The organism is Flexivirga aerilata (assembly GCF_013002715.1).
Classification (GTDB): domain Bacteria; phylum Actinomycetota; class Actinomycetes; order Actinomycetales; family Dermatophilaceae; genus Flexivirga; species Flexivirga aerilata.
On the sequence record NZ_JABENB010000001.1, the window covers coordinates 1,051,346 to 1,076,551 of the forward strand.

General features: G+C 70.7%; 26 protein-coding genes. 17 read left to right on the top strand and 9 right to left on the bottom strand.

Features of this window, described 5'->3' with window-relative positions:
- The first annotated feature begins 149 nt into the window (after positions 1–149).
- Positions 150–1,670, top strand: coding sequence for an amino acid permease (locus HJ588_RS04950; protein WP_212755296.1), 1,521 nt, complete (start codon positions 150–152; stop codon positions 1,668–1,670).
- Between the two features lie 76 nt (positions 1,671–1,746).
- Here HJ588_RS04950 and HJ588_RS04955 read toward each other — a convergent pair whose 3' ends face one another.
- A complete protein-coding gene (locus HJ588_RS04955) occupies positions 1,747–3,501 on the bottom strand; it encodes an MDR family MFS transporter (protein ID WP_343036598.1) in 1,755 nt (584 codons plus the stop codon).
- Positions 3,498–4,010 carry a MarR family transcriptional regulator gene (locus HJ588_RS04960; RefSeq protein WP_171152617.1) on the bottom strand — a complete coding sequence of 171 codons (513 nt, stop codon included), beginning with the start codon at positions 4,008–4,010 and terminating at the stop codon, positions 3,498–3,500. Before HJ588_RS04960 ends, HJ588_RS04955 begins: the two co-directional genes overlap by 4 nt.
- Positions 4,011–4,296: 286 nt before the next feature.
- Between HJ588_RS04960 and HJ588_RS04965 the strand changes: the two genes are divergently transcribed.
- Positions 4,297–5,799: a hypothetical protein gene (locus HJ588_RS04965; RefSeq protein ID WP_171152619.1), complete on the top strand. Its 1,503-nt coding sequence runs from the start codon at positions 4,297–4,299 to the stop codon at positions 5,797–5,799.
- A gap of 13 nt (positions 5,800–5,812) precedes the next feature.
- Here the strand turns inward: HJ588_RS04965 and HJ588_RS04970 are convergent, their stop codons facing one another.
- Complete coding sequence (locus HJ588_RS04970) at positions 5,813–6,703, bottom strand: maleylpyruvate isomerase family mycothiol-dependent enzyme (RefSeq protein ID WP_171152621.1); 891 nt, start codon at positions 6,701–6,703, stop codon at positions 5,813–5,815.
- A 75-nt stretch (positions 6,704–6,778) separates the two neighbouring features.
- On the opposite strand from HJ588_RS04970, the gene HJ588_RS19265 reads away from it, so the two are divergent.
- Together HJ588_RS19265 and HJ588_RS04980 are read left to right on the top strand one after the other, a co-directional pair.
- Complete coding sequence (locus HJ588_RS19265) at positions 6,779–8,788, top strand: cytochrome c oxidase assembly protein (protein ID WP_171152623.1); 2,010 nt, start codon at positions 6,779–6,781, stop codon at positions 8,786–8,788.
- Positions 8,788–9,582 (top strand): carbon-nitrogen family hydrolase, encoded by a 795-nt coding sequence (locus HJ588_RS04980; RefSeq protein ID WP_171152625.1) that lies wholly within the window; start codon positions 8,788–8,790, stop codon positions 9,580–9,582. Before HJ588_RS19265 ends, HJ588_RS04980 begins: the two co-directional genes overlap by 1 nt.
- Before the next feature lie 208 nt (positions 9,583–9,790).
- Here HJ588_RS04980 and HJ588_RS04985 read toward each other — a convergent pair whose 3' ends face one another.
- Positions 9,791–10,417 (bottom strand): LysE family transporter, encoded by a 627-nt coding sequence (locus HJ588_RS04985; RefSeq protein ID WP_171152627.1) that lies wholly within the window; start codon positions 10,415–10,417, stop codon positions 9,791–9,793.
- Between the two features lie 110 nt (positions 10,418–10,527).
- Here HJ588_RS04985 and HJ588_RS04990 point away from each other — a divergent pair, with 110 nt between their 5' ends.
- The 5 genes from HJ588_RS04990 to HJ588_RS05010 all read left to right on the top strand — a co-directional run bounded on the left by HJ588_RS04990 (position 10,528) and on the right by HJ588_RS05010 (position 14,587).
- On the top strand, positions 10,528–11,064 hold the full coding sequence (locus HJ588_RS04990) for a hypothetical protein (protein ID WP_212755298.1): 537 nt from the start codon (positions 10,528–10,530) through the stop codon (positions 11,062–11,064).
- An 83-nt stretch (positions 11,065–11,147) separates the two neighbouring features.
- Positions 11,148–12,977, top strand: coding sequence for an NHL domain-containing thioredoxin family protein (locus tag HJ588_RS04995; protein WP_171152631.1), 1,830 nt, complete (start codon positions 11,148–11,150; stop codon positions 12,975–12,977).
- A 38-nt stretch (positions 12,978–13,015) separates the two neighbouring features.
- Entirely contained in the window at positions 13,016–13,513 is a 498-nt protein-coding gene (locus HJ588_RS05000) for a hypothetical protein (RefSeq protein ID WP_171152634.1), read from the top strand.
- 8 nt (positions 13,514–13,521) lie between these two features.
- Positions 13,522–13,962 carry a type II 3-dehydroquinate dehydratase gene (aroQ, locus tag HJ588_RS05005; protein ID WP_171152636.1) on the top strand — a complete coding sequence of 147 codons (441 nt, stop codon included), beginning with the start codon at positions 13,522–13,524 and terminating at the stop codon, positions 13,960–13,962.
- A 73-nt stretch (positions 13,963–14,035) separates the two neighbouring features.
- The gene (locus tag HJ588_RS05010) at positions 14,036–14,587 is read left to right on the top strand and encodes a TIGR03086 family metal-binding protein (RefSeq protein ID WP_171152639.1); all 552 of its coding nucleotides are present in this window, start codon (positions 14,036–14,038) and stop codon (positions 14,585–14,587) included.
- Between the two features lie 2 nt (positions 14,588–14,589).
- On the opposite strand, the gene HJ588_RS05015 is transcribed toward HJ588_RS05010, so the two are convergent.
- The 3 genes from HJ588_RS05015 to HJ588_RS05025 form a co-directional block, all read right to left on the bottom strand.
- Positions 14,590–14,967 (bottom strand): COG4315 family predicted lipoprotein, encoded by a 378-nt coding sequence (locus HJ588_RS05015; protein WP_343036599.1) that lies wholly within the window; start codon positions 14,965–14,967, stop codon positions 14,590–14,592.
- A 229-nt stretch (positions 14,968–15,196) separates the two neighbouring features.
- Positions 15,197–15,898, bottom strand: coding sequence for an anti-sigma factor family protein (locus HJ588_RS05020; RefSeq protein WP_171152643.1), 702 nt, complete (start codon positions 15,896–15,898; stop codon positions 15,197–15,199).
- Positions 15,895–16,407 (bottom strand): sigma-70 family RNA polymerase sigma factor, encoded by a 513-nt coding sequence (locus HJ588_RS05025; protein ID WP_171152645.1) that lies wholly within the window; start codon positions 16,405–16,407, stop codon positions 15,895–15,897. Before HJ588_RS05025 ends, HJ588_RS05020 begins: the two co-directional genes overlap by 4 nt.
- A gap of 95 nt (positions 16,408–16,502) precedes the next feature.
- Here HJ588_RS05025 and HJ588_RS05030 point away from each other — a divergent pair, with 95 nt between their 5' ends.
- Positions 16,503–16,991 (top strand): DUF2231 domain-containing protein, encoded by a 489-nt coding sequence (locus HJ588_RS05030; RefSeq protein ID WP_171152647.1) that lies wholly within the window; start codon positions 16,503–16,505, stop codon positions 16,989–16,991.
- 137 nt (positions 16,992–17,128) lie between these two features.
- On the opposite strand, the gene HJ588_RS05035 is transcribed toward HJ588_RS05030, so the two are convergent.
- On the bottom strand, positions 17,129–18,988 hold the full coding sequence (locus tag HJ588_RS05035; protein ID WP_171152649.1) for an acyl-CoA dehydrogenase: 1,860 nt from the start codon (positions 18,986–18,988) through the stop codon (positions 17,129–17,131).
- 180 nt (positions 18,989–19,168) lie between these two features.
- Between HJ588_RS05035 and cutA the strand changes: the two genes are divergently transcribed.
- The 7 genes from cutA (at position 19,169) to paaE (ending at position 24,511) form a co-directional block, all read left to right on the top strand.
- Positions 19,169–20,113 (top strand): divalent cation tolerance protein CutA, encoded by a 945-nt coding sequence (gene cutA / locus HJ588_RS05040; protein ID WP_171152651.1) that lies wholly within the window; start codon positions 19,169–19,171, stop codon positions 20,111–20,113.
- Complete coding sequence (locus tag HJ588_RS05045; RefSeq protein ID WP_212755299.1) at positions 20,110–20,580, top strand: Fur family transcriptional regulator; 471 nt, start codon at positions 20,110–20,112, stop codon at positions 20,578–20,580. The genes cutA and HJ588_RS05045 overlap by 4 nt, the downstream gene beginning before the upstream one ends.
- Positions 20,581–20,699: 119 nt before the next feature.
- Entirely contained in the window at positions 20,700–21,644 is a 945-nt protein-coding gene (gene paaA, locus HJ588_RS05050; RefSeq protein ID WP_171152653.1) for a 1,2-phenylacetyl-CoA epoxidase subunit PaaA, read from the top strand.
- Complete coding sequence (gene paaB, locus HJ588_RS05055) at positions 21,637–21,939, top strand: 1,2-phenylacetyl-CoA epoxidase subunit PaaB (protein ID WP_171152655.1); 303 nt, start codon at positions 21,637–21,639, stop codon at positions 21,937–21,939. The genes paaA and paaB overlap by 8 nt, the downstream gene beginning before the upstream one ends.
- Positions 21,940–21,968: 29 nt before the next feature.
- Positions 21,969–22,895, top strand: a complete 927-nt coding sequence (paaC, locus tag HJ588_RS05060) for a 1,2-phenylacetyl-CoA epoxidase subunit PaaC (protein WP_171152657.1) — start codon at positions 21,969–21,971, stop codon at positions 22,893–22,895.
- 4 nt (positions 22,896–22,899) lie between these two features.
- On the top strand, positions 22,900–23,415 hold the full coding sequence (gene paaD, locus HJ588_RS05065) for a 1,2-phenylacetyl-CoA epoxidase subunit PaaD (protein ID WP_171152660.1): 516 nt from the start codon (positions 22,900–22,902) through the stop codon (positions 23,413–23,415).
- A gap of 7 nt (positions 23,416–23,422) precedes the next feature.
- Positions 23,423–24,511, top strand: a complete 1,089-nt coding sequence (gene paaE, locus HJ588_RS05070; RefSeq protein ID WP_171152662.1) for a 1,2-phenylacetyl-CoA epoxidase subunit PaaE — start codon at positions 23,423–23,425, stop codon at positions 24,509–24,511.
- Here paaE and HJ588_RS05075 read toward each other — a convergent pair.
- Complete coding sequence (locus tag HJ588_RS05075; protein ID WP_171152665.1) at positions 24,508–25,161, bottom strand: TetR-type transcription factor C-terminal domain-containing protein; 654 nt, start codon at positions 25,159–25,161, stop codon at positions 24,508–24,510. The two genes, paaE and HJ588_RS05075, sit on opposite strands and share 4 nt — an antisense overlap.
- Positions 25,162–25,206 lie beyond the last annotated feature (45 nt).

The following is a 25,206-nucleotide window of genomic DNA, read 5'->3' on the forward strand; positions in this document are numbered from 1 at the left end:
ATAACTGGTACCACCATCGGTGCGCTCGTTGGTACTCCCGCCCCCGCCGCGGTGCCGGTCTAATGGCTGAATCGAATCACCAATAACCGCAAACATATTCACCAATCTTTGGGTGCAGACGGTGTCGGCGGGAGACGGAGGCAAGACCTATGGGTGACCTTGATGACACGACCACGGACAGTGGTCTGGGTAAGGGCCTGAAACAACGCCACATGAACCTCATCGCCCTGGGTGGGGTGATCGGAGCGGGTCTGTTCGTCGGCAGTGGCGTGGTCATCGAGGACGCCGGCCCGGCCGCGGTCGTGTCGTTCCTGATTGCCGGCCTGATCACCGTGCTGATCATGCGGATGCTCGCCGAGATGGCCGTCAACAAGCCGGCGCTCGGCTCCTTCTATGTCTACGCTCGCGAATGCCTAGGCCGCAGAGGCGGATTCGCGGTCGGCTGGATGTATTGGTACTTCTTCGTGATCGTCGTGGCCGTCGAGGCTGTCGCCGGCGGCCGCATCCTGCAGCTGTGGGTGCCGAGCGTGCCGCTCTGGGTGCTCAGTCTGGGGCTGATGCTGCTGCTCACCGCCACCAACATGGTCAGCGCGCGCTCCTACGGCGAATTCGAATACTGGTTCTCCTCGATCAAAGTCGTCGCGATCACGCTCTTCCTGCTCGCCGGCATCCTCTGGATCACCGGCCTCTGGCCGGACTCGACCCCGGGCCTTGCCAACCTGGTCGATCACGGCGGCTTCGCGCCGATGGGTTGGGGCGCGGTGCTGGCCGCGGTCGTCCCGTGCGTGGCGTTCTACACCGGCGCCGAGATCGTCACCATCGCCGCGGCCGAGTCGGAGAACCCGGCCCAGGCGATCCACAAGGCGATGCGGTCGATCATCGTGCGGGTCGTCACCTTCTACGTCGGTTCGACCTTCGTCGTGGTCACCGTGCAGGCGTGGAACGCCGAAAACGTCGGCGTCAGCCCGTATGCCGCGGTGCTCGGCGTGCTCGGCATCCCGGCGGTGAGCACGATCATGAACCTCATCGTGCTGACCGCCTTGCTGAGCTGCCTCAACTCCGCGCTCTACACCTCCTCCCGGATGCTGTTCGCGCTCACCCGCAACAACGACGCTCCGCTCGCCTTCACCAAGCTGTCCAAGAGCGGTGTCCCGCGCCGGGCGATCTTCGCCGGCACGCTCGTCGGCTACGTCTCGGTGATTGCCGCCTACGTCTCGCCCGACAAGGTCTTCAACTTCCTGGTCAACTCCTACGGCGCGGTCGCGCTGTTCGTCTACCTGGCGATCGCGGTGTCCCAGGTCGCGCTGCGCCGTCGGCTCGACCGGGAGCTGCCGGGCGGCCCGGTCCTGCGGATGTGGCTCTTCCCGTGGCTGAGCTACCTGACGATCGCGCTCATGGCCGTGGTGATCCTGGCGATGGCCTTCATGGACAAGACCCGCTCGCAGTTCTGGCTCAGCCTGGTCACGCTCGCGGTGATCCTCGCGGTCTACGAGTGGTGGTCGCGCCGGCACCCGAGCGTCGGCGAGCAGCGTGCCGTCCCCGGGCCGAACAAGACAGAGCGTCCGGCGCCCGCGTTCGCGATTGTCGACGTGCCGGACAAGTCGGTCAGCGCCCGCAACCGTGCCCGGCGGATGCGTGAGTTGGCCGAGACCCGCCGGCGGGGCGACTGATGCGCGGCCCCCGCCATACCTGAAGGAGGGAGGTGTCGGTCCGACACCTCCCTCCTTGCTCGTATGACGCAGCCCGCTACTCGGCGGCGTGCCGTGGGGTCCGCGTCTCGTCGACGTCGTCGGCGACTGCGTCCTCGGCAGCCTCGTGCCGGCCGGCGGCGGCCGCCACTCCCGCGGCGACCGGCTCGTCGGTGGCTGCCGGTGCGCCGGCGTTGGCCGCCGACTCCGACGCGGCCGCCGCCTGCGCCGACTGGGCCCGCAGCTCCACCTGCGGCATGAGCTGCAGCACCAGGAAGCCGATGAACATCACCACTGCCGCGCAGAGGAAGATCATGTCCATCGAGTCGGCGAAGCCGACCTTGAACGGGTGCGTCAGCTTGTCGGCGTACTGCTGCAGCACGTCGGAGTTGTCCTCGACCTGCGAGGAGATCGCGCCGATGATCTTGCGGTTCTCCGGCGAGGCGAGCGACGGGTCGGCCTTGGTGGCCGCGGTGAGCGCGTCCTTGATCTTGTCGCCGACCGTGCTGAAGAGGATCGACAGGAAGATCGCGACGCCGAGCGTTCCGCCGACCTGGCGGAAGAAGGTCGCCGCCGAGGTGGCGACGCCGATCTCGCGCGGCGGCACGGCGTTCTGCACGATCAGGGTCAGCGGCTGCATGCAGTTACCGAGGCCGAGGCCGACGATGAACATGTAGACCATGACCAGTGGCAGCGGGGTGTCGGCGCCGATGCGCCACAGCAGCAGCAGGCCGATGGTCGCGACCAGGGTGCCGATGATCGGGAAGATGCGGATCTTGCCGGTGCGGGCGGTGATCTGCCCGGAGACGATCGCGGCGAGCATCAGGCCGCCCACCATCGGCAGCATCATCAGACCGGACTCGATCGGCGAGGCGCCGTGCACGATCTGCATGTAGAGCGGCAGCACGGTGATGCCACCGAACATGCCCATGCCGACGATCACGCTGGCGACGATCGTGACCGAGGCGGCGCGCAGCCGGAAGATGCGCAGCGGGATGAGGGCGTCCTGCTTCATCATGCGCTCGACGAGCACGAACGCGATCAGGCCGATGCCACCGATGACGTAGCAGAGCAGCGCCCGGCCGGAGCCCCAGCCCCAGGTGCGCCCCTGCTCGGCGACGGTCAGCAGCGGCACCAGGCAGACCACGAGGGCCGCGGCGCCCCACCAGTCGATGCGGGCCTCGCGGCGGGTGTGCGGCAGGTGCAGGGTCGCCGAGACCACGAACAGCGCGATGATGCCGATCGGCACGTTCACGAGGAACACCCAGCGCCAGCCGGTGATGCCGAGGAAGATGTTGGTCTCGGCGAGGATGCCGCCGATGACCGGGCCGAGCACCGAGGAGGTGCCGAAGGTGGCCATGAAGTAGCCGGTGTACTTGGCGCGCTCGCGCGGCGGCACCAGGTCGCCGATGATCGCCAGCACCAGCGTCATCAGGCCGCCGGCGCCGATGCCCTGGATGGCGCGGAACGCGGCGAGCATGTACATCGAGGTGGCGAACGAGCACAGCGCCGACCCGATGATGAAGACGGTGATCGCGAAGAGGAAGAGCTTCTTGCGGCCGTAGAGGTCGCCGAGCTTGCCGTAGATCGGGGTCGCGATCGTCGAGGTGATCAGGTAGGCCGTGGTCACCCATGCCTGCACGGACAGGCCGTGCAGGTCATCGGAGATCGTCCGGATCGCCGTGCTGACGATCGTCTGGTCGAGCGCGGCGAGGAACATGCCGAGCATCAGACCTGAGAGGATCGTCAGGATCTGCCGGTGACTGTATTCACCGTCCGTGGGGGCCGTGGGGGCCGCCGTCTGGGTGGTCACGAAACATCCTTCCGGGTGTCGGGGATCGGTGGGTATTCGGGCAGTTCGCCGCCCGCGACGCGCACCCGGTCGAGTTCTTCGCCGAGTTGGCCGACGAACCGCCGCAGGTGCGATGCGAAGTCCCGCGCCTCGTCGTTGTCCCAGCTCTCCAGCAGGGTCTGGAACCACAGGCCGCGGCCGACCTGCAGCCGCTCGACGAGCGACTCGCCCTCGGGCGTGAGCGCAACCCGCTGCGCGCGGCGGTCGTCCGGGTCGGAGACCTTGGCGACCAGGCCGTAGGACACCAGGTTGCTCACCTGCCGGCTCACCGTCGACACGTCCGAATGGATCAGCTCGGCCAGCGCGGAGACGCGTGCCGGGCCCTTCTTCAGCGCGAAGATCAACGGGTATGACGAGGGCTCCGCCCCCGCGTGGACCCGCGGCGAGTGCGCGCGCAGCGACTCGATCTTCTTCACCATGTGGATGAGTTCGGTCGACAGCTCCATCGCGACGTCGTGGTCGATGGGCACGGCAGCTGATCCTTCGGGCGAGGTGGGTGGTGGTGTGCGACGAGGCATGCGCCGGAACGGCTGAAGGGCTCCCCGCTCACGGGGAAGTAAACCCGTCAAGCAGAACTTGCTTGCGGCACACAACCTTATGCATCGATGGCCGATGCATCAAATCGGCCCGGTGCCGGACGCGCGCCGGACCGATGTCGGACAGGTGCCTGACGGGCGCCGGCGCGGTCGTGACGACGGTTTTGCTCATAGGGTGCGGCGAGTGCGCGAGCGACGGCTGAGGCCAGGGTGGCCGCTGGTGGCGGCGGTCCTGTGTGTGCCGCTGCTGATCTGGCTGGTCGCGTGGGTGTCGCGGGGGTGGCTGCCGCAAGGGGATGAGGGTGTCATCGCGCTGAAGGCGCAGGCGGTGTGGAGCGCGCACCCGCCGGTGCAGGGCATGCGGTCGACGAGCGCGGCTTCGGTGCCGGGGGTGTATGCCCACCATCCGGGGCCGATCGAGTTCTACGGCTTGTCGCTGCCCTACGCGATGACCGGGTGGCGGCCGGTCGGACTGCTGATCGGGGCCGCGGCCTGGGCGGCGGCGATGATCGTCGTCGCGGTGGCGCAGGCGGCGGCGATCGCCGGGCGGGCCGGGCTGTGGCTGGTCGCGGCTGCGGTCGTGGTGACGGAGTTTGCCGTGGGCGGGTCCCTGGTCTTGCCGTGGAATCCCTGGCCGCCGGTGCTGGGGATGATCGCCCTGCTGGTGCTGGCGTGGCGGCTGCTGGTCGGGCACCCGGGCGTCTTGCCGGGGTTCGCCGCGATCGCCAGCGTGGTGATCCAGGCCAACCTCGCGTTGGTGCCGGTGCTGGCCCCGTTGCTGCTGGTGCTGGCAGGACTGGGGCTGCGCCGCTGGCATCGGGCTCGTGGCACGGTGTGGCCGGTCCCGGGCAGCCGCCCGGCACCCCGCGCTGCGTGGTGGCGCCGGCCCGGGGTGATCGCGATGGCGGTGCTGGCGGCGGCGTGGGCACCGGCACTCGCCGAGCTGTGGCTGATCTCTCCGAGCAACCCGGTCGAACTGGCCCGGTTGGCCGCCGGCACGGTCGACAGTCCGGCGCGCGTGGTCGGGGTGGTGGCCGCGGTCGGAGCGTGTGCGTGGGTCGGGTGGCACCTCGGTGATCAGCCGGTCGGCGCCCGGACCGGGTTGCGGTGGGTGACCGCGGTGTTCGTGGCCGGTGTGGTCGCGGCGTTGGCGGCCGGCGGTTTGGCCAGGGCGGTCTATCTGATCATGACGACCGGGGGCATCGCGTTCGTGCTGACGGCGCTCGGGCAGCAGGTGGTGTTGATGAGCCGCCGCCGCGTCCGACCGGCCCCGCGTGGTGCCGGTGACATCGGGACTGCCGCTCAGCCGGCCGGTGGCTCGGGCAAGGTCCGAGTGGTCGCGGGCATCCTGGCAGTCGCGGCGGTGACGGTGGTTGCGGCGGTCGGGGCCTTGACCGGTCCCGGTGCGGTGGCTGCCAATCCGTTCACCCGGCTCGACGACTACGCCGTGCACCGCGCGACCCCGGTCGTGAACGACACCGTGGCGGCTCTACGAGCCCGGGGGATCACCCGTGGCCCGGTGGTGATCCGGTGGACCGACGGATGGTCCTACGGCAGCTTCCAAACAGCGGTCGCGGCCCGGTTGGCCGCCGACGGATACACCCCGTTCTACGACTCGCCATGGCCGTACGCCGAGGACGACGCGTACCGGCGCATCAGGCATGCCCCGGCCGGAGCCCCGACGGTGACTTTGCGCGACGGTCCGGTCACGGTGACCCCGTGACCGGCCGAGGGGCTCAGGGCGTGATCGCGAGTTCGTCCAGCACGCGGGCGGCGACGTCCTCGTCGCCCTCGACCGAGTAGCGCAACTGCGCGGTCGGCACCCGGCCGGCGCCGCGGCGTGTCAGCGCCTCGGTGGTGAGGCGGATGGTCGTGATCGAGCCGGGTGGCACGACGATCACCTCGCCGGTGGTCTCGTCGGTCTCGTCGACGTGCGCCTGCCCGGAGAAGAGCGGCTCGCCCCAGACCGACCCGTCGCTCTTGGGGGTGATGCGCACGCCCTCACGGGCGAGCACGGGCCCGGTGCTCTCGATGATCACCGACGTGCCGGGCTCGAGCCCGGCGAGGGCGGCGCGCCGGGGGAAGCCGCGCAGCACCCGGGCGACGAACTCGGCAGCGGCCGGGGAGTCGAGATTGCCGGGGCGGTCCAGCGCCTCGCGCAGGTCCTGCTCGTGCACCCAGATGTCGATGATCCGCAGCCGCAGCAGTTCGCCGAGCGTCGTACTCCCGTCGCCGAGCGGGCCGGCCACCTCGGTGTCGATCGTGAGCTCCGGGTCGCGCAGTGCGCGCAGCCGGCGCGGCAGCACGTGCTTCCACTCGTTGACCACTTCCGACCCCGGCCGGTCGCGGCGCAGCTGCACCGACTGCTCCAGGAAGCGCCCCATCTCGTGCCGGATCCACGGATGGTCCGGCACCTCCACCTCCGGGTCGGGGTTGCCGGCGAGGGCGCTCTCGACCCCCACGACGTGCGAGATGTGGTCTTTGACCGTCCAACCGGGCGCCTGCGTCTCCCTGTCGAAATCCTCCGGCCGGCAGGTCAATCCGAGGTCGAGCACGGCCTGTGCGGTGTTGGCGTAGGCCTCGACGAGTTCGGAGAGACCCTCGGGCGGGAGCGAGCGCGTCGGCATACGCCCAACGTAACCGGTGCGAGCCTCCGGCAAACCGAACTCCGCATTCCGCCGGTCACGACATACGCTCATGCCGTGACCGACAAGCCCGCCGCACCCCCCACCTCCCGGCCGCTCGGTGTCGCCACCGCGGTCGTCACCGGGCTCGCCGCGTGCGCCGCGGGGCTGCAGTTCACCGGTGCGACCAAACCGCTCGAACTGCTCGACCCGGGTGCCGTCGTGCGCTGGGGCGTGCCGCTCTCCACGACGGTCGTCCAGTTCGCGGCCGCCACCACGATCGGCCTGCTGCTGCTCGGCGGCCTGCTGATGCCCGAGGGCAAGCGCTCGGCCCGGCGCATCCGCACCGGCCGGTATGCCGGGTGGGCCGCGCTCATCTGGGGCCTCGCCGGCGTCGTCGGGGTGCTGCTCAGCTACTCCGACATCTCCGGCGTGCACCTCGGCGGGGCCGGCTACTGGTCCGGCGCATGGGATGCCACCTGGCAGCTCGAGCTGCTCCGGGCACCGGCGATCTCCGCGCTCGCGGCCCTGGTGATCTCCGCCTTCGCGTTCGCCGGCGTCGGCCGGGCCGGTCAGGCGTGGCTGTTCTTCGGCGCGGTCGCCGCCCTCTTCCCGATGGCCCTGATCGGCCACGCGGCGACCAGCACCGACCACGACGCGGCGGTCAACTCGCTGCTGTTCCACCTGGTCGGCGTCGCCATCTGGGTCGGCGGCCTGCTCGCCCTCCTGCTGATGTGGTCGCGACTCGGCAAGGGCACGGCCGACGTCATCGCCCGCTTCTCGCTGATCGCCACCTGGTGCTACGTCGCCGTCGGCCTGTCCGGACTGCTCAACGCGTGGATCCGGCTCGGCGGTCTCGGCGGCCTCGACAGCAAGTACGGCGTCGTCATACTCGCCAAGCTGGCCGCGCTGATCGTGCTCGGCGGCTTCGGCTGGCGCCAGCGGCAGCAGGTGGTCGAGCGGCTGCGCGCCGACGGCGCGTCGACGCCGGCGCGCTCGGCGTTCGTGCGGCTCGCCCTGGTCGAGGGCCTGGTGATGGGGGTCGCGGTCGGGCTGGGTGCGGCGCTGTCCCGCTCCGAGCCGCCGGTGAGCGGCGAGTCCGAGCTGGCCAAGACCGACCGCGCCTACGCGCTCACCGGCTACCCGACGCCGCCGCGGCTGCAGGCGAGCAGCTGGGTGTCGCAGTGGAGCGTGGAGTGGCTGTTCACCGCGGTCGCGGTCGTCGCGATCGCCCTCTACCTGCACTGGGTATGGCGCCTGCACCGCCGCGGCGACCGCTGGCCGATCGCGCGGACGATCTGCTGGGTCGCCGGCTGGCTGGTCTTCCTCTACCTGATCGACGGCGCACCGGCGGTCTACGGCCGGGTGATGTTTTCCGCGCACATGCTGATGCACATGGGTGTGGCGATGTTCGTGCCGATCCTGCTGGTCCGCGGCGGCGTGATCACCCTCGCCCTGCGGGCCCTGCCCGCGCGGCACGACGGCACGCTCGGCCCGCGCGAGCTGATCCTCGCCGTCGTGCACTCCCGGGTCTTCGCGTTCTTCGCCAACCCGATCGTCGCCGCGGTCTTCATGCTCGGCACGCTGATCGGCTTCTACTACTCGCCGTGGTTCGAGCAGTCGCTGACCACCCACACCGGGCACGCGCTGATGATCGCCCACTTCCTGCTGAGCGGTTACGTCTACGCCTATTCGCTGGTCGGCATCGACCCGGGGCCGCCGCGCTGGTCGCCGCCGCTGCGCATGCTGGTGCTGCTCGTGACGATCGCCTTCCACGCGTTCTTCGGTGTCGCCCTGATGACCGGCACCACGCTGCTCGCGCCCGACTTCTTCTCCGTGCTCGACCTGCCATGGGTGCCCGACCCGGTGCTGGACCAGCAGCGCGGCGGCACCGTCACGTGGGGTGCCGGTGAGCTGCCGAGCTTCGTGCTGGCGATGCTGATCGCCTACGAGTGGTACCGCCAGGACCAGGCCGAGGGCCGCCGCGCCGAACGCCGCGCCGACCGCGACGGCGACGCCGAACTGCACGCCTACAACGACTACCTCGCCTCCCGCGCCCGGGCCGGTGCGGTCGACAAGGAGGACTGATGCGCGTCTGCCTCATCCAGTTGGCGTATGACGACGACGAGTCGCTCGCCGAGCGCACCCGCCGGGTCGCCGGGCTCGTCCGCGAGCAGGCCGGCGCCGACCTCGTGGTGCTGCCCGAGCTGTGGTCGGCGGGCGGCTTCTCCTACCGGGAGTGGCCGGAGCGGTCGCAGGACGTGCGCGGCGAGGTCGCGCAGGCGCTCGCGGCCGCCGCGGCGGACGCCGGGGTCTGGCTGCACGGTGGTTCGATCGCCGAGCGCCCCGACTCGGGGGAGACCGGCCCGGAGGGCAAGTCGCTGTGGAACACCTCGCTGGTCTTCTCCCCGTCCGGCGAACTCCTCGCCACCTACCGCAAGATCCACCGGTTCGGCTTCGCCGGCGGCGAACCCAAGCTCATGGAGGCCGGCACCGACCTGGTCTTCCTCGACGCGGTCGGGCTGCGGGCCGGGTTGTCGACGTGTTACGACCTGCGCTTCCCCGAGCTCTATCGGGCCCAACTCGACCAGGGCGCAACGGCTTTCGTCATACCGGCCGCGTGGCCGATGGCGCGGCTCGACGCCTGGCGCCTGCTGCTGCGGGCGCGGGCGGTCGAAAACCAGTGCCTCGTGCTCGGCTGCAACACCGCCGGCACGCACGCGGGCACCCAGATGGCCGGGCACAGCGCGGTCGTCGCCCCGACCGGCGAGGTGCTCGCCGAAGCCGGCGACGACCAGGAGGTGCTGCGGGTCGACTTCGACGTCGACACCATCGCGGCCTTCCGCCAGGACTTCCCGGTGCTCGCGGACCGGCGCCTCTGAGGCGGTTTCCGGCGGCGAGGAGTGCAGAAGTCGCGACGGTTGCGCCGTACGCACGCGAATCGGGCTCGGGGCGTGCAGAAGTCGCGACGGTTGCGCCGTACGCACGCGGATCCGGCTGGGGGCGTGCATAACTCGCGACGGTTGCGGGCTGTGCACGGGTTGAGGCAGCCCCTCGAGCCGAGGCCGCCCGCCGGTCAGCTGGTTAGGGTCAGCTGGACTCCACGGCCAGCGCGGTCGCGAAGCCCAGCATCACCGCGCCGGTGGCGCCCTCGATGCTGCGTCGCACGGTGAGCCGCTGCAGCACCCGGGACGCCACCCCGGCGATCGCGACGAGCGCGAGCAGCACCAGGGTGCCGACCGCAGCAAGCGTGAACGCATAGGTGAGAAGCGTTGCCGCAGAGGCGTGTTCGCCGACAAACTGCGGCAGAACCGCGATGTTGAAGGCCAGCACCTTGGGGTTGGTGATGTTGCATAGGAACCCCTGCCGCGCCGCCACCCACGGACGACGCGGCGTGGCGAGCCGGCCCGCGTCGGCGGCGTCGACCGACCGCATCCGCCAGGCGGCCCGGATCGCGAGGAAGCCGAGGTAGGCCAGGTAGGCCGCGCCGGCCCACTTGATGACCCGGAAGATGGTTTCGGCGTGCACCAGGATCGCACCGAGCCCGGACGCGGCGAGCGTGCCCTGCACGATGTTGGCGACGGTGATGCCGGCGATCGTCCAGACGCCCCGGCGGCGGCCACCGAGCAACGTGCTACGCAGCGTCAGCAGGGAGTCGGGGCCAGGCGCGAGCGCGAGCACGAGGGCGAGCGCCACGAAGGACAGATACTGCGTCACCGGCAAATCGTATGGCGCCGACGGCCGCGCCCGGAGAGGTTGTCCACAACCTGGCAGCGCGCGCCCGCGCGGGGGAGCGGCTGCGCCATACAGTGCGTCAGCACGTAGGAGTGGAGGGGAAGCAGGCGATGGAGAAGGCGGCGAGCCCGTGGGGCCGGACCTACAAGGTGAAACGGCGCTGGCTGCCGTGGCGCCGCACGAAGGGTGGCCTCGACGGCATGGACTCGCCGCCGGACCTCGGCGACGACCCGCTCTCGATCATCCTCTTCGTGGTGCTGGCCGTGCCGCTGATCATCGTCCTCGTGCTGTTCTTCGGGGAGTTGCTCCTGCTGATGCTGTTGCTGCCGGTCTTCGTGCTGGCGCGCGCCGTGCACGGTGAGCCGTGGACCATCGAGGTGCTTGACCGGGACGACGTCGTCTACACCGAGCGGGTGAAGGGCTGGAACGCCTCGCAGGAGCGCATCGACCAGATCGCGAAGCTGATCCGGGCCGGCATCGCCCCTCCCGGCGTCGGCCCCCAGGTGCCGCCAGGGCCGCCGATGCCACCAGGGCCCCAGGTGCCGCCAGGGCCCCCGATGCCACCAGGGCCCCAGGTGCCGCCAGGGCCCCCGATGCCACCCGGTCCTCCGGTGCCGCCGGCGGCGTGAGGCGGGCGAGCCGACCGGCCCCGTGGCCCGGCGCGGTGCCCCACCGCGGCCGGCCGCGCAGCACCGGCGAATAATGGGTGGTTATGACTTGGCCCAAGGTGCGTGCACCCGAACTCGTCGGCCGCGGCTGGCTCAACACCGGTGACCGGCAGGTCAGCCTCGCCGACCTGCGCGGCAAGGTGGTGGTGCTCGATTTCTGGACGTTCTGCTGCGTCAACTGTCTGCACGTGCTCGACGAACTCCGCTCTCTGGAAACCGAATTCGCCGACCAACTCGTGCTCATCGGGGTGCACTCGCCGAAGTTCGAGCACGAGGCCGACCCGGACGCGCTGGCGGCCGCGGTCGAGCGCTACGCCGTGCACCACCCGGTGCTCGACGACCCGGAGCTGGTGACCTGGCGGGCCTACACCGCACGGGCCTGGCCGACGCTGGTGGTCATTGACCCGGAGGGTTATGTCGTCGCGCAGCTGTCGGGGGAGGGGCACGCCCACGGGCTGACCGTGCTGATCCGCGAACTGCTCGAGGAGCATCGCGCCAAGGGGACGTTGCGCTCGGGTGACGGCCCCTACGTGCCGCCGCCCGCCGCGCAGACCGCGCTGCGCTTCCCCGGCAAGGTCGTCCGGGCCCGCGACGGCAGCTACCTGGTGTCCGACACCGCGCACCACCAGGTGGTGCAGCTGGAGGCCGACCTGGAGACCGAGCGGGCGCGGTTCGGCGGCCCGGGGGTCTTCAACGAGCCGCAGGGATTGGTCGTGCTGCCCGGCGACGTCGCCGCGCGGGTCGGCTATGACGTGCTCGTCGCCGACAGTGTCAATCACCAGATCGCTTCGATTCGCTTGTCGGACGGGCAGATCAGGGTGCAGGCGGGCACAGGCGAGCAGCTGCGCGAGCGGTCCGGCAGCGGTCCCGCGCTCAAGCAGCCGCTCTCGACGCCCTGGGATCTCGCCTGGTGGATCGACCGGGTCGTCATCGCGATGGCGGGCACCCATCAGCTCTGGGCGCTGCACCTCGCCCAGGACTCCGCCGACAACTCGGTCGCGGTGCTCGCCGGCACCAGCGGGGAGGGCCTGCTCGACGGCCCGGCGCACGACGCGCTGCTCGCGCAACCGTCCGGGCTGGCCACCGCCGCCGACGGCTCGCGGGTGTGGATCGCCGACTCGGAAACCTCCGCGCTGCGGTCGATCGCCTTGGACGACAACGGTTTCCAGCTCCAGACGTATGTCGGCAAGGGCCTCTTCGACTTCGGCCACGTCGACGGTCCGGCCGCGGACGCCCTGATGCAGCACCCGCTCGGGGTCACCGAGCTGCCGGACGGCTCGGTCGCGGTCGCCGACACCTACAACGGCGCCGTGCGCCGTTACGATCCCGCGACCGGCGAGATGAGCACTCTCGCAACGGGACTCGCCGAGCCCAGCGACGTGCTGGTCGAGCAGGACGGCGACACTGCGCGACTGCTCGTCGTGGAGTCGGCCGCGCACCGCGTGACCCGCGTCGCCATACCTGCGGACGCGCAGGTGGTCGCCGGCGCTGCCCGGCAGACACAGCGGCCCGAGACCGAGTTGGCACCCGGAAAGCTCGAGCTGACAGTCAATTTCGCGCCGCCGACCGGGCAGAAGCTCGACCACCGCTACGGCGACCCGACGCAGCTGATGATCTCGGCCAGCCCGCCAGAGCTGCTCGCGGCCGGCGACGGCACCGCGCCGGGGCTGACCCGCACACTCGACCTCGACCCGGAGGTCGCGGCCGGCGTGCTGCACATCTCGGTGCGCGCCGCGGCCTGCGACGGCGACCCCGTCACCGGCGAGCTGCCCGAGCACGCCGCGTGCCACCTCTACCAGCAGGACTGGGGCATCCCCGTGCGGTTGGTGGAGCGGGCGCCTGCCGAGCTCGCGCTCGATCTGCGCGGCGTCTGACCCTTGACGTCGTAATCATGTAAGCGTGTAATCAATCCATGAGCGAGATCGAGGGTTGGTTCGCCGGGCGACTTCCCGACGAGTGGTTCGAGGGCGCGCCGGAGGTGACCGTCGACCGCGAGGAGATCGTCGTCGTCGGCACGCTCGCCGCGCCGGCGGTGGACGGCGACGAGACCGCCGCCCGGGCGGCGCAGTCCGGCCGCATCACCCGCTGGCGCGAGGACACCCGCGGCGAGCGCATGCGCATCGCCGACGAGGCGCAGCAACGATTCGGCGGCAAGGTCGCCTGGGGTGCGCAGTGCGGGCCGACCCGCGAGGTCTTCACCAACCTCGCCGTGCCGGTGATGACCCGGCTCCGGCAGCCCGAGCGGCGGGTGCTCGACACCCTCGTCGACGCCGGCGTGGCCCGGTCGCGCTCCGAGGCCCTCGCCTGGTGCGTGCGCCTGGTCGGGCAGCACGAGGACGACTGGATCGGCCGGTTGCGCGACGCGGTCGCGGCGGTGCACGACGTGCGCGACGAGGGACCCGCCGCATAATTGCCGCTATGACGCGCCCGGTCTTCACCGTCCTCAACGGCCCGAACCTCAACCTGCTCGGCACCCGTGAGCCCGACCTCTATGGCGCAGCCGGTCTCACCGAGGCGCAGACCCGGTGCGAGCAGGTCGCGGGCGAGCTCGGGGTGGGCGTCGAGTTCTTCCAGAGCAACCACGAGGGCTCGCTGATCGACGAGATCCAGCAGCGCGCGCAGAGCCCGGGCCTGATCGTCAACGCCGGCGCCCTCACCCACACCTCGATCGGCATCCGCGACGCGCTCGCCGCGACCGGCGTGCCGTTCGTCGAGGTGCACGTGTCGAACGTCTACGCGCGCGAGGACTTCCGCCAGCGTTCCTACCTGTCCGACCTCGCGTCCGGGGTGATCGTGGGCTGCGGCATACAGGGATATGAGCTGGCGCTGCGGCGGCTGGCGGCACTCGCCGCGACCTGACCCGCGGGGCGACCGATGAGTTTGCGGCGGCGGCCGGGTCTGCCTGGGTGACCGCTACCCGAAGGAGTCACCCGTGTTCGACCTCGGACCTGCCGCAACCACGATGAGCACGCTGGTCGCCGGCGTCACCGACGACCAGCTCGACCGGCCGACGCCATGCACCGACTGGACCGTCGGTGACCTGCTCGCGCACATCCACCAGTTCGCGTCCGTCTTCACGGCCAACGCGCGCAAGGAGCCGCTCCAGCCGCCGACCACGCTCGTCGAGGACTGGCGCACCGCCATACCGGAGCAGCTCGATCGACTCGCCGCCGTATGGCGGGAGCCGTCCGCCTGGGAGGGCCGCGCGTCGGCGGGCGGGGTGGACATGTCCGCCGAGGACAACGCGGTCGTCGCGATCGAGGAGCTCACCGTCCACGGGTGGGACCTGGCCCGCGCGACCGGGCAGGGCTTCCACACCGACGGCGGCCAGCTCGACCAGGTCGACCGGTTCGTCGCGATGTTCGGCAGCGACGGCGACGGCCCGTTCGGCCCGCGAGCGGCGGTGCCCGCGGACGCCGACCGCGTGCAGCAGCTGATCGCCGCCACCGGCCGCGACCCGCTCTGGCAGCCGGCGGCTCAGTAGTCTCAGTAGGCGCCGCCCTGGCCGGTGGTCGCCGGCGCCGTCGTGGTCACCTTGCTCCCGGCCGGAGAGACCGCCCACCAGATGCCCTGCACCCCTTGACCGGCAACCGCGCCCGGCCCCGCGTCGGCCGAGAAGTAGTAGAGCGGCCAGCCATTGAGAGTGAGTTGCTTCGTGCCGGCATTGCCGGTGATGCTGCCGAGCGTGCCGCTCACCCCGTCGGCCTTGGGTGCCGATCCGGCCGGCACCGGCGGCCAGGTCGCGAGGCACGGACCGGTGCACGCGCTCTTCGTCGCGCCCTGCGTGTCCTTGTCGAAGACGTAGACGGTGCGGCCCGAGCCGTCCACGACGACCGTGCCGAGGCCGGTGGAGGCGGTCTGCACGGTGGCGTTCCCCGTCCCTGCGGTCGCTGACGCCGAGGGTGATCCGGAGTATGCGCCGCCGCTCGATCCGCACGCCGTCAATGACATCGCGGCAGCAGTGGCGGCCACGGCTCCCAGCAGCTTTCGGGTCGACATGGCAGGTGTCCTCTCGTCGCGCGAAGGGCGAACCGCCCCTGACGAGAAGGACACGACGCGCACACCGGAAAGGTTCGGCGACAGCGACATTCGCTCAGGACGCCGAGCCGTTCATCGTGAGCAGCAGGGTGCCGGAGGCGGCGTCGCGCACCTGCACGGTCTTGATCTGGCCCGGCTGCAGCGCGGTGGCCGCCGTGAGGTCGGACAGGTCACCCGGGCCCGCGCGCCAGGTCGACACCTGCGACCGATTGCCTTGTGCGTCAACGACGTCCAGCGCGTAGGTGCGCACCCCGCCCGGGTATGCCGAGTCGCGATAGCGGCACGACATGCGCACACTCGTGCCCCACTTCTTCTGGGTCAGCTGCACCTGCGCGGTGAGCGCGGACTGGTGCAGCTGCTGCATCGCAACACTCGGCGCCGAGGGACTTCCGTCCGGCACGACACGCGGTATGACGGCAGCTCCGAGCACCGCGGCCGCGGCCACCCCGACGCCGGCGACTGCCAGCCGGCGTCGCACCCGCGTGCGGCGCCGCTCCGCCACCTCGTCGCCCGCGGTGCCGAAGAGCCGTGCGGTCAGCTCCGGCGGGGGAGCCTCGGCGGTCTCCGGCGCGAGCGTCGACATCGCGCGGTCCTCGTCCACTCGGCCCAGAAGCCCTGGCATTGCTGCAAGTTCGGCCACCGAAGCGCGGCACTCGCCGCACGTTTGCAGGTGGCGCTCGAAGTCCTGGCGATCGGTCGCCGACAGCGCGCCCAGCACGTAGGCCGCGTCCCAGCCGGCGTAACGGTCTTCGCTCATCGGGTGACCCCTCTCTCCTGCAGCGCGAGCCGGAGGGCGCGCAACCCGTAGTGCATCCGCGACTTGACGGTGCCCGGTGGCAGCCCGAGGGCCGCGGCGATCTCGGCGACGGTCTGCCGCCCGTAGTACGCCCGCACGACCACCTCTCGATGGTGAATGCTCAAGGATCGCAACGCATCCAGCACGATCAGCTGCTCGAACACCGCGTCGACACGGTCGCCGACCGCCTGGTCCGGCAGCTCGCCCTCCACGACCTCGTGCCGCCTGCGGGCACTGCGCGCCTCGTCGACGACGAGATTGCGGGCGACGGTGAAGAGCCAGGCCCGCGCGGACGTCGCCCGGGTGGCGGAATCGTCGGTGATCCCGCTCCGCCAGGCACGCAGCATGGTCTCCTGCACCACGTCCTGCGCGGTCGCGCGGTCGCCGGTCAGCCGGACGACGTAATTCCACAACGCGGCCGCGTGGTCGTCGTGCAGCTGCCGCAGGACCGCCTGGTCGCTGGGCGGCATCACTCACCTCCGACCGGTGACACGACATGCGGCCGCCGAAGGTTCAGGCGGCCGGCCGGATCGAACCGAATGCCTCCACGCTACGTGTCCCGGGCATGAACGCACCCGACACGATCAACGGCCTGCCCGCTCATCCCCTGATCGTCCACGCGACGGTCGTGCTCGTGCCGCTCGCGGCGCTGGCGGTGATCCTGCACGCGGTGTGGCCGGCCGCGCGCCGCCGTCTCGGCGTCCTCACGCCGGTGCTCGGCGTCGTCGCGCTGATCCTGACCTGGGTCACCATCGGCGCGGGCGAGGCGCTCGCCCGCGACCTCGGACCGGCCGGCACGTCGCCCGCGGTCCAACGTCACGAGCACTTCGCGGAACAGCTGCCGCCCTGGGCGATCGCGCTGGCGGTCATCTCCGTCGGGGAGTGGCTGTGGTTCCGGTATGACGTGCCGGCGCGCATCTCCCGTCATACGGCACGACGGGGGAGCGACCTCGCGGTGCGCGCCGTCTCGTGCGTGGTCGCCGTCGGGATGACGGTCATGCTGGTGCGCGCCGGTGACGCCGGGGCCCGGGCCACGTGGGGCGGCGTCGGCTGAGCAGCACGCCCCGCAGGCGCGGGCCCAGCAGCCCCGCAGCCGCGCACCGACAGGCCCATTTACACACCGAGAGGCCCACGAAATCGGCGTGATTTCGTGGGCCTCTCGGTGCGGTGCTGTGCCGCTCGGTGCAGGGTTTAGAAGGCGGCCTCCGGCAGCTCCATGAGCGACAGGTCGGTGCGCTCGGCCATCGCGCGCTCGGCGGCGATGCGGGGCAGCACGTTGGCGGTGAAGAACTTCGCCGCCGCGACCTTGCCCTGGTAGAACGCCTCGTCGGCGCCCGCGTCACCGGCGTCGAGCCGGGCCTGCGCGATCTCCGCGCCGCGCACCAGCAGCCAGCCGATCACCAGGTCGCCCGCGGCGAGCAGGAAGCGGGTGGTGTTGAGCCCGACCCGGTAGGCCTGGTCGTGCTTGCCGTCCTCCAGCGCGCCCATCGCGGTCGTGGCCAGCCACTCGGCGATGCCCTGCACGTCGGCGAGGGCGGCGCCGAGCAGCTCGCGCTCGGTCTGCAGCTTGTCATCACCGGCGCCGCCCTTGACGGTCTCGGTGATCTGACCGGCCAGGTGCATCAGCGAGGCGAACTGGTCCTTGACGATCTTGCGGAAGAAGAAGTCCAGGCCCTGGATCGCGGTCGTGCCCTCATAGAGGGTGTCGATCTTGGCGTCGCGGACGTACTGCTCGACCGGGTAGTCCTGCAGGAAGCCCGACCCGCCGAAGGTCTGCAGCGACTCGGTGCCGAGCAGCACCCAGGCACGCTCGGAGCCGACGCCCTTCACGATCGGCAGCAGCAGGTCGTTGAGCTTGTTCGCCATCTCGGCCGGCGTGCCGGGCTCGGGCTGCTCGTTGCCGGTGCGCACGAACTCCGCGTCGACGATGTCCTGCTGCGAGGCGGTGAAGAGCACCAGCGAGCGCAGGCCCTCGGCATACGCCTTCTGCAGCATCAGGCTGCGGCGCACGTCGGGGTGGTGGGTGATCGTGACGCGCGGCGCGTCCTTGGCCGGCGTGGTCATGTCGGCGCCCTGCACCCGCTGCTTGGCGTAGTCGAGCGCGTTGAGGTAACCGGTCGACAGGGTGGCAATTGCCTTGGTGCCCACCAGCATTCGCGCGTGCTCGATGACGCGGAACATCTGCGCGATGCCGTCGTGCACGTCGCCGAGCAGCGTGCCGACGGCCGGCTCGCCGTCGCCGAAGGTCAGCTCGCAGGTGGTGGAGACCTTGAGGCCCATCTTGTGCTCGACGTTGGTGACGTAGACGCCGTTGCGGTCGCCGAGCTCACCGGTCTCGAGGTCGACGTGATACTTCGGCACGATGAAGAGCGACAGGCCCTTGGTGCCCGGACCGGCGCCCTCGGGGCGGGCCAGCACGAAATGCACGATGTTGTCGGTCATGTCCTGCTCGGCGGAGGTGATGAAGCGCTTCACGCCGGTGATGTGCCAGGTGCCGTCGGGCTGCTGCACGGCCTTGGTGCGGCCGGCGCCGACGTCGGATCCCGCGTCGGGCTCGGTCAGCACCATCGTGCCGCCCCAGGCGCCCTCCGCCATCCACTGGGCGAGCTTCTTCTGGTCCTCGGTGCCGAGGATGTGCAGCAGCTTGCTGAAGGCGAAGGTCGCGGCATACATGCCGATCGCCGGGTTGGAGCCGAGCACCAACTCGTTCATCGCCCACTTCAGCGACGGCGGCGCGACGGTGCCGCCGAACTCGGCCGGCAGGTCGACGTTGTAGAAGCCCGAGTCGAGGTAGGCCTGGTAGGACTTCTTGAAGCTCTCCGGCAGCGTCGCGGTCTTGGTCTCGGGGTCGTAGACCGGCGGGTTGCGGTCGGAGTCGAGCAGGCTCGCGCCGAGCTCGTTCTCGGCCAGCCGCGCCAGCTCCTTGATCATCTCGCGGGCGGTGTCGGCGTCGACCTCGTCGTATGGCGCAGCGCCCAGCACCTCGTCGCGTCCGAGCAGTTCGAAGAGGTTGAACTCCAGGTCGCGGACATTGCTCTTGTAGTGGCTCAAGGTTCCTCCAGCCTCACCGGGAAGCGCGCGAGATCAGGTGGATGCCCGCCGCACCATCCGTAGTCCTACTCATCAGTAACATCATTGTGCTACTCGCCAGTAGATTCTGCAAATATCGAGCCGGCGACCGTCCGTGCGATTGCGCCCACCGCGGGGCGGGTCGTGCGTGACAATGGCGTGGTGACGGAGGAGATGCTCGAGGTCCGCATCGCGGCCGGATCCGCCGACGAGGCGGCCACCATCGCGCAGGCACTGGTCGCCGAGCGGCTCGCAGCCTGTGTGCAGGTGACTCCCGCCATACGGTCGAGCTATCTGTGGCAGGGCGCGGTGGAGTCGGCCGACGAGGTGCTGCTGACCGCGAAGACGACGGCCGGCCGGTTTGACGAGCTCGCGGCGCGGGTGCGGGAGTTGCACTCCTACGACGTGCCCGAGATCGTCGGGACGCCGATCACCCACGCCGACGAGCCGTATGCCGCGTGGCTGCGTGCCGCCGTGCACCCGGAGCGAGGCGAGCCGCGAGCGCACGTGGAGACCGAGCGGAAGTTCGAGCTGCCCGAGGGACGCCCCGCGCCCGACCCGCTGGAATGGCCCGACGTCGACCGGCTCGGCGAGCCCGTGGGGCAGCACCTGCGCGCGGTCTACTACGACACCCCCGACGTGCGCCTCGCCCAGCGCGGCATCAGCCTGCGACGGCGCACCGGCGGCGGCGACGACGGCTGGCACCTGAAGATCCCGCGCGGCGGGGACTCCCGGCTGGAGCAATGGCTGCCGCTCGACGCGGGCGACGAGCCGCCGGATGCCTTCGTCGGTCAGGTGCGGGACGTGCTCGGCGACGGCGCGCTGCAGCCGATCTGCGAGGTCGAGACGCGGCGGTCCGAGCGCGAGGTGTCCGGTCGCGGCGTCGTACTCGCCGGTGTCTGTGAGGACTACGTCTGGACCCGCAACCTGCTCGACCCATCGCTCGACCGGGCGTGGCGTGAGCTCGAGGTCGAGCTGCGCCATGGCGGCGCGGACTTCCTCGACCGGGTGAGCGAGCACCTGCGCGCCGGCGGCGTGCGGCAGGCGGCGATCGCCTCCAAGGTGCGCACCGCCCTCGGCCACCTGCTGCCCCAGGCGGCGTCATGATCCGCGGACGCGGCGAGTCCCCGGCGGTGGCCGAGGCGATCAACGCACTGCGCGAGCATCACGAGCGGGTCACCCCGGCACGGCGGGCCGTGCTGGAGGTGCTCGACGCCGCCCGCGACCACCTCACCGCCGAGGACGTCGCCGAGCGGGTCGACGCCAACGAGCCGGGGGTGCACCGGGCGACGGTCTACCGCTCCCTGCAGTCGCTCGCCGAGCTGGGCATCGTCGCGCACACCCACGTGCCCGGCGGCGCGACCATCTACCACCTGCGGCACTCGCCGGCGGCCGCGGTCAGTCACGCCCACCTGCAGTGCACGACGTGCATGCGGTTCTTCGACGCGCCGGTCGAGTGGCTGGCGCCGCTGCGCGAGCGGCTCGGTGCCGAGCTGGAGTTCCGGCTCGACGTGCAGCACGCCGCCCTGCTCGGCACCTGCGCGCAGTGCCGGGAGATCGAGTCCGAAGCCTGAGCTGGATGTCCGCGCCGGGGCTACCGCGCCGGGGTTTGCGGCCCGGCGTGGTCCGTGTCACACTAATAACTGACCAATCGGTCTGTAATTAGTTTCGCGGATGCGCGAGGAGGATCCCCGTGACGGTTGTGGAGGAAGCGCCTCTGGAGGAGGCGTTCGAGCAGACCATCGCGCGCAACGACCGCATCGAGCCGCGCGACTGGATGCCCGACGACTACCGCAAGACGCTGATCCGGCAGATCGCGCAGCACGCGCACTCCGAGATCATCGGCATGCAGCCGGAGGGCAACTGGATCACCCGGGCGCCGTCGCTGCGGCGCAAGGCCGTGCTGCTCGCCAAGGTGCAGGACGAAGCCGGTCATGGCCTCTACCTCTACTCGGCCACCGAGACCCTCGGTGTCTCCCGTGACGACCTGACCCGGCGGCTGCTCAGTGGCACGCAGAAGTACTCCTCGATCTTCAACTACCCGACGCTGTCGTATGCCGATGTCGGCACGATCGGCTGGCTCGTCGACGGCGCGGCGATCTGCAACCAGGTCCCGCTGTGCCGCACCTCCTTCGGCCCCTACGGCCGGGCGATGATCCGGGTCTGCAAGGAGGAGTCGTTCCACCAGCGGCAGGGTTACGAGCTGCTGATGACGATGATGCGCGGCACCGACGAACAGCGAGCAATGGTGCAGGAATCCGTCGATCGCTTCTGGTGGCCGGCGCTGATGATGTTCGGCCCTCCCGACGGAGACTCACCCAACACCGAGCGCTCCATGACGTGGGGCATCAAGCGTCATACCAACGACGAGCTGCGGCAGAAGTTCGTCGACATGACGGTGCCGCAGGCGAAGGCGCTGGGTGTGACGTTGCCCGACCCGGAGTTGCGCTGGAACGACGAACGCCAGGCACACGACTTCGGCTCGCCCGATTGGGAGGAGTTCTGGCAGGTGGTGAAGGGCAACGGACCCTGCAACGCCCAGCGGCTCGCCCACCGGCAGCGCGCCTACGACGAGGGAGCCTGGGTGCGCGAGGCAGCCATGGCCTACGCCGACCGACAGGTGGATGAAAATGTCTGACAACAGGGCAGATTCGCGCGAGTGGCCGCTCTACGAGGTCTTCATCCGCAGCAAGCGCGGCCTCAACCACGTGCACGTCGGCTCACTGCACGCCCCCGACGACGGTATGGCGCTGCGGCACGCCCGCGACGTCTACACCCGCCGCAACGAGGGCGTCTCGATCTGGGTCGTCCGCTCGGACGCGATCACTGCGTCCAGCCCGGACGAGAAGGACCCGCTCTTCGCGCCGAGCGGCGACAAGGTCTACCGGCACCCGACGTTCTACGACATTCCGGACAACGTGCCGCACATGTGAGTCACCCCGCGAAGTTCCTGGAGAAGCAAATGACCTCCTCTCACGTGCAACAGCCCGCAGCTGACGAACACGACAGCGCCTACGACGGCCTGCTCGGCAACGACGCCCACTGGGCCTTCGGCACCGGTTTCGAGGACCCGCTGGCGGGCGTCGACACCACCATCCCCGACGGCATCGACGCAGCCGAACTCGCTTCGTATTGCGTGATGCTCGGCGACGACGCGCTCGTCTACGCGCAGCGGCTGTCGGAGTGGACCAGCCGGGCGCCCGACCTGGAGGAGGACATCGCGATCGCCAACATCGCCCTCGACCTGGTGGGCCAGGCGCGGCTCTTGCTGACCCGGGCGGCCGCGGCCGACCCGGGCATCGTCCCCTCGCTGCCGGAGGGTTCGCCGGTGCCGGCCGAGGACGCGCTCGCCTACTTCCGCGACGCGGGCGACTTCCGCAACGTCCGCCTCGCCGAACTGCCGAACGGTGACTTCGCCGAGCTGGTCGTGCGGCTGCTGGTGCTGTCCTCCTGGCGGCTGGCGATCTTCCAGCGACTGGTCGCCCACCCCGACCCGGTGATCGCGGCGATCGCCGCGAAGGGCGTCAAGGAGCTCAGCTACCACCGTGACTTCGCCGGTCGCTGGTTCGTCACGCTCGCGCAGGGCACCGAGGAGTCGCGGCGCCGGCTCGAGGCCGCGATGGCCGGCGTGTGGCCGCTCATCGGTGAGCTGAAGTCACCCACCGCGGTCGAGTCGTCGGTCGGTGCCGACCCTGCCCAGATCACCGATGAGCTGGAAGACGTTCTCGCGCAAGTGCTTTCGGTCGCCGACGTGACACCTCCCGACGTCCGGCCCATTGCGGTGACCCGCGGCGGCACCGGCCGGGACGGCATGCACACCGAGGCGCTGAGCCGCATGCTCGCCGAGATGCAGGTGGTCGCACGCGCCCACCCGATGGGGCAGTGGTGACGTCATGGCAGCGGTGCGTGAGTCGCAGCTGACCCTGGAGCGGGCACGCGCGGTGGCCGGGACGGTGACCGATCCCGAGCTGCCGATGCTCAGCCTGGCCGACCTCGGAGTGTTGCGGGAGGTCGAGTTCGACAGCGACGGAGCGCTGATCGTGTCGATCACCCCCACCTACTCCGGCTGCCCGGCGATGGCTGCCATGCGGGACGACCTGGTCCGCGAGCTGCAGGGGGCCGGTTTCGAGCGCGTCGAGGTGCGGGTGCAACTCAGCCCGCCGTGGACCACCGACTGGATCTCCGAGCGCGGCCGAGTTGCGTTGTCCCGCAACGGCATCTCGCCACCCGGGCGCGCACCGGCCGGGCCGGTCACGTTGTCGCTCGGGCCGACCCGGCGCGCGGTGACCTGCCCCCTCTGCGGCTCCGCCGACACCGAGGTGACCAGCGAGTTCGGCAGCACCGCGTGCAAGGCGCTCTATCGCTGCCGGTCCTGCCTCGAACCCTTCGACCACGTGAAAGCGATCTGAGCTGCACATGACCGTAACGACAGAGACCGGCATCAACAGCCGGACCGCACCCTTCCGCGAGCTCGTGGTGCAGGACGTCGAGCGTCTCACCGACGACTCGGTGGCCGTGACGTTCGCCATACCCGAAGAGTTTGCAGGTGAATTCGCGTTTCGCGCAGGGCAGGCGCTGACCCTGCGCCGCTGGGTCGACGGCGTCGAGCACCGGCGCACCTACTCGATCAGCTCCGCGGTCGGGCAGGCGCCGCGGATCGGGGTGCGCGAGATCCCGGACGGGCTCTTTTCCCGGTGGCTGGTGCGCGACGTGGCGCCCGGCGACGTCATCGAGGTGCAGGCGCCGAGCGGCAGCTTCTTCGCCGACCCCGACCAGCCCGGGCGCCACCTGTGCATCGCGGCGGGATCGGGCATCACGCCGATGCTGTCGATCGCGAGCTCGGTGATCGGGCATCCCGAGGCGAGCGTGACCATGCTCTACGGCAACCGCGCGACCGGCACGGTGATGTTCGCCGAGGAGCTCGCCGATCTCAAGAACGCCCACCACCAGCGGTTCGACCTCATCCACGTGCTCTCGCGCGAGCCGCGCGACGTCGAACTCTTCTCCGGCCGGCTCGAGGGCGACCGGTTGCGCACGATCCTGCGGGAGCTCGTCCCGCTGGACGCCGTCGACCACGTGTGGCTCTGCGGGCCGCTGGAGATGCTCGAGGAGGCCCGCGGCGTCCTCCGCGAGCTGGGCGTGCCCGACGACCGCATCCACTACGAGCTGTTCTACGTCGACGCTCCGCCCCCTCAGCGGCGTCATGCCGATGCGGTCGCAGAGGGCGAAACCGCAGAGCTGACAGTGCTGCTCGACGGTCGCAGCACCACGGCGCCGGTGTCGAAGACGATGACCGTGCTCGACTCGGCGCAGACCAAACGCCCGGACCTGCCGTTCGCCTGTAAGGGCGGCGTGTGCGGCACCTGCCGGGCGCAGGTCACCGACGGCGAGGTCGAGATGGTGCGCAACTACGCGCTCGAGGACGACGAGGTGGCGCGCGGTTTCGTGCTCACCTGCCAGAGCTTCCCGGTCAGCGACGAGGTCACGGTCGACTACGACGCCTAGTCGCGGTCGGTCAGCAGTCCGTCGAAGGCGAGTGTCGTCAAGGCGTCGGCGATCTCGTCGGCGCTGCGCGGCCCACCCGGGCGCACCCATTCGGTGAGCGAGTTGACCATCCCGAAGAGCAGGCGGCTGATCAGGTCGGGCGGCAGATCCGAGCGTATGCCGCCCTCGGCCGCCGCATCGGCGACGAGCGCGGTGAGGTCGGCGTCGATGCGCCGCCGCCGGTCGAGCGCCGCCAGCTCGGCCGGGCTGTTGCCGCGCACCCGGAGCAGCAAGGTCACCGCCGGCAGGTGATCGACGAGGATCCCGACGCTGCCCCGCACCGCACCCCGCAACCGGTCGAGCGCGGACGCCGACCGGTCGGCCCGCGCGCTCGCGACGGCCTCCGACAAGCCGTCGAGTGCCTCGTCCAGGGCCGCCTGCAGCAGGTGCTCCTTGCTCGGAACATGATGGTAGAGAGCCGATTTGGTGAAGCCGAGCCGTTGGGCGAGATCGCCCATGCTGGTGGCGTCATACCCCTGCTCGTTGAAGAGGTCGATGGCCTCCCGCAACACCGTCTCGTGATCCTTGCCGGGGCGCCCGCGACGTCGCGGTGCGGCGTCGGAGCGGCTCTCGCCGACGGTGCCGCTGGCGTTCTCGGCTGCTCGGGTCACCGCCACAGCATGCCACCCTCCCGCCCGGCCGTCCTCCCGCCGAGA